A 3,336-nucleotide genomic window follows, 5' to 3' on the forward strand; every position below is an offset into this window, starting at 1 on the left:
GCCCGCCTGACCGGCCGGCCACCCCTGCCTCCGCCGCCCCGGCGTGGTTGCCCCGGGCTCCCACTGCCGCGGGTGCCGGGGGAGACGACAATGGACTGAGGTCCGGCCGGGCGACCCGGCGTCCGTCCACCGTCGTCACGGCCGTCGTCGTCACGACTGGGGGACACCCTCATGGGACAGGCAGCCATCAGCGTCGTCGGCCTCAGCAAGCGGTTCGGTGCGGTGACCGCGCTGGACGGAGTGGACTTCGACGTCCCGGCCGGCAGCATCTTCGGCCTGCTCGGACCGAACGGCGCGGGCAAGACCACCGCCATCCGGATCCTCACCACCATCCTGCGGCCGAGCGGCGGCCGGGCCGTCGTCCTCGGACACGACGTCGTCCACCAGGCCGCCACCGTCCGCCGGCTGATCGGCCTGGCCGGCCAGTACGCGGCCGTCGACCCCAACCTCACCGGACGCGAGAACCTGCGGCTGATCGGCCGCCTCACCCAGCTGCCCCGCGCCCGGGTCCGCCCGCGGGCCGCCGAACTCCTCGACCGGTTCGACCTCGCCGACGTCGGCGACCGCCCCGTGCGCACCTACTCCGGCGGACTGCGCCGCCGCCTCGACATCGCGGCCGCCCTCGTCCCCGAACCGCCCGTGCTCTTCCTCGACGAACCGACCACCGGCCTCGACCCGCACAGCCGCACCGCCCTGTGGGACCTGATCCGCGAACTCGTCCGCGACGGCACCACCGTCCTGCTCACCACCCAGTACCTGGAGGAGGCCGACCGCCTCGCCGGCCGGGTCGTGGTCGTCAACGAGGGCCGGATCATCGCCGACGACACCCCCGCCGCCCTCAAGACCCGGCTCGGCAACACCGTCATCGAACTCGGCATGGGCGACGAGACCCGAGCCGCGCAGGCCGCCACCGTCCTCACCGACCGCCTCGGCGAACCGCCCGAACGCGAGGGCGTGCTGCTCCGGCTGGCCTCCCGCGACGGATCCCGGCTGCTGCTCGACGTCCTGCACTCCCTCGACGGCAACCGGCTCGTCCCGCAGACCGTCACCGTCCGCGAGTCCAGCCTCGACGACGTCTTCCTCGCGCTGACCGGCCACCGGACCCAGGCCACCGGGCCCACCGAGGACGGCGCCGACGGCCCGGCGACCACCGGAGGCACCCCATGACCGCGACCGCCGCCACCACCACCGCCACCGGCACCGGCCGGCTCGGCACCCGGATCACCGCACCCGTGCGGGACGGCCTCGCGGTGGCCTGGCGCAACCTCGTCGCGCTGCGCCGCGTCCCGCGGCTGCTCGTCTTCTCGACCATCCAGCCGCTGGTCTTCGTCCTGATGTTCCGCTACGTCTTCGGCGGCGTGGTGGCCCCCGCGCTGCCGCCAGGCGTCGGTTACGTCGACTTCCTGATCCCCGGCATCTTCGTGCAGACCGCCGTCTTCGGCTCGATGAACACCGCGATCGGCCTGGCCACCGACATGCAGACCGGCCTCATGGAGCGCTTCCGCTCGCTGCCGATGGCCAGATCGGCCGTGCTCTCCGGCCGCACCACGGCCGACCTCGCACGGAACGTGTTCGTGGTGTCGCTGATGACCGCCGTCGGCTTCGCCCTCGGCTTCCGGATCCACGCCGGGGTGGCGGCCTTCCTCGGCGGCGTCCTGCTGGTGCTGGCCTTCGGCTTCGCCATGTCGTGGATCTTCGCGGTGGTCGGCATGGCCGTCGGCGACCCGGAGACCGCGCAGGCCGCCGCCTTCCCGGTGCTCGCCCCCCTGGTCTTCGCCTCGTCCGCGTTCGTCCCCGTCAGCACCATGCCCGGCTGGCTGCAGGCCTTCGCCGAGCACCAGCCGGTCTCCAAGACCGCGGAGGCGGTCCGCGTCCTCGTCCTCGGCGGCCCGGCGGGCACCGCCGTCTGGGAGGCCCTCGCCTGGGACGCGGGCATCGTCGCCGTCTTCGCCCCCCTCGGCGTCTGGCTCTACCGGCGGGCCGTCTGACCGGCCGCCGGCCGGGGCCCCGCGACGGGAGGGCGGGAGCCCCGGACCGGGTCAGCCCTGCGGCAGCGCGCGCGGCTCGTCGACGACGGCGCGGGCCAGCACGGCCGTCTCGGCGATCACGTCGCCGGCCTTGCCCCGGGGGCCGTTGCGCAGCAGGACCTGGCGCTCGCCGAGGAACTCGCTGGTGCTCCGGTCGAAGATCCACTCCTGCCGGACGCCGTCCGCCGAGGTGAGTCCCACCCCGACGCCGTGCCGGCCGGCGGCGTCCACCGAGTCCTGGATCAGCTCCACGCCGGGGATCTTCGCCGCGGCCCGGTAGAGCGCGGCGGTCACCGCGGGGGGCGCGATCTGCTCCCTGAGCAGGTCGCCGATGGTGCCGAAGGGCCGCTGGTCCGTCCACTTCCGGTCGTGCGGCTCGGAGTTGAGCAGCTCGAACATCTCGTCCGGGTCGGTCGGCAGCCCCGCGAGGAACCGGTAGGTCGGCGCATGCAGGTTGGGGGTGGTGTTGGTGTCCAGCGGCAGGGTGCCGTCCGGGTTGGGCCGGCCGGTGTCCGTCGACTTCATGTCGGCCGCGTTGACCAGCGTGCGGTCCAGCAGCAGACCGGCCTTGCGGCCGTCCACCGAGAGCCAGACCTGACGCTCGTGGAGCGTGCCCGGGACCAGCCCGTCGGGCGTGTAGTCCGGGAACCTGACCAGCGACTTCACGAAGACGAACTGGCCGTCCTTCACCTCCCGGGCCGGCTTGCTCGCCGCCACCGCGGCGATCCGGTCGAGCAACTGGACGGTGGCCGCCGGAGTCGCCGACGCCGGGGCGACGGAGGACGGGGCGGACGGGGCCGGCGCCGCCGTGGGTCCCGCCGTGCCGTCGCCGCCGCCGAGCACCAGGGCCAGCGACAGCGACAGCGCGCCCGCCAGGGCGGGCAGGGCGACCCGGGCGAGCCGACGCCGCGGCCGTGCGGGCCCGACGTACTCCGTGCCGATCTCGTTCATCAGATGATTCCTCAACAGCTGGCGGCGGTCGGCGGGAAGCGCCGGTCCGTCGTGCTCCGGGATGCCGTTCATGCGCCCTTCCCCTCCACCGACCGGACCGCAGGGACGCGGTCACCCCGTACCTGTCCGCTGCGCCCGGACGGTTCCGCACCTCTTCGCACCGCCGCCAACTCCTCCTCGGCCAGGCCGCGCAGCCGGGTCCGCGCCCGCGACAGCCGGGACCGGACGGTGCCGACCGGCACCCCGAGCGCCTCGGCCGCCGCCGCGTAGTCGAGGCCCGACCAGACGCACAGCGCGAACACCTCCCGCTCACCGCGCCGCAGCCCGGCCAGCGCCCGCCGGGTCGCCGCCAGCCGCG

Annotated in this window: 4 protein-coding genes; 2 read left to right on the forward strand and 2 right to left on the reverse strand. The window is 74.8% G+C overall.

The genetic code is table 11. The features are described from left to right. Window positions 1-171 precede the first annotated feature (171 nt). Together ABZ641_RS30210 and ABZ641_RS30215 are read left to right on the forward strand one after the other, a co-directional pair. On the forward strand, window positions 172-1,167 hold the full coding sequence (locus ABZ641_RS30210) for an ATP-binding cassette domain-containing protein (RefSeq protein WP_359986867.1): 996 nt from the start codon (window positions 172-174) through the stop codon (window positions 1,165-1,167). Continuing rightward, the gene (locus ABZ641_RS30215; protein ID WP_359986870.1) at window positions 1,164-1,988 is read left to right on the forward strand and encodes an ABC transporter permease; all 825 of its coding nucleotides are present in this window, start codon (window positions 1,164-1,166) and stop codon (window positions 1,986-1,988) included. Before ABZ641_RS30210 ends, ABZ641_RS30215 begins: the two co-directional genes overlap by 4 nt. Before the next feature lie 51 nt (window positions 1,989-2,039). Here the strand turns inward: ABZ641_RS30215 and ABZ641_RS30220 are convergent, their stop codons facing one another. Next, window positions 2,040-3,050 (reverse strand): CU044_5270 family protein, encoded by a 1,011-nt coding sequence (locus ABZ641_RS30220; RefSeq protein WP_359986873.1) that lies wholly within the window; start codon window positions 3,048-3,050, stop codon window positions 2,040-2,042. After that, window positions 3,047-3,336, reverse strand: a 290-nt coding sequence (locus ABZ641_RS30225) for a sigma-70 region 4 domain-containing protein (protein ID WP_359986875.1), incomplete at its 5' end; no start/stop codon positions are given. The genes ABZ641_RS30220 and ABZ641_RS30225, both read right to left, overlap by 4 nt.

The sequence above is a fragment of the Kitasatospora sp. NPDC007106 genome (assembly GCF_040634455.1).
GTDB lineage: Bacteria > Actinomycetota > Actinomycetes > Streptomycetales > Streptomycetaceae > Kitasatospora > Kitasatospora arboriphila.

Coding starts and splice junctions, on each gene's coding strand:
- ABZ641_RS30210 (WP_359986867.1), top strand. CDS start 172: ATGGGACAGGCAGCCATCAGCGTCGTCGGCCTCAGCAAGCGGTTCGGT.
- ABZ641_RS30220 (WP_359986873.1), bottom strand. CDS start 3,050: ATGAACGGCATCCCGGAGCACGACGGACCGGCGCTTCCCGCCGACCGC.
- ABZ641_RS30215 (WP_359986870.1), top strand. CDS start 1,164: ATGACCGCGACCGCCGCCACCACCACCGCCACCGGCACCGGCCGGCTC.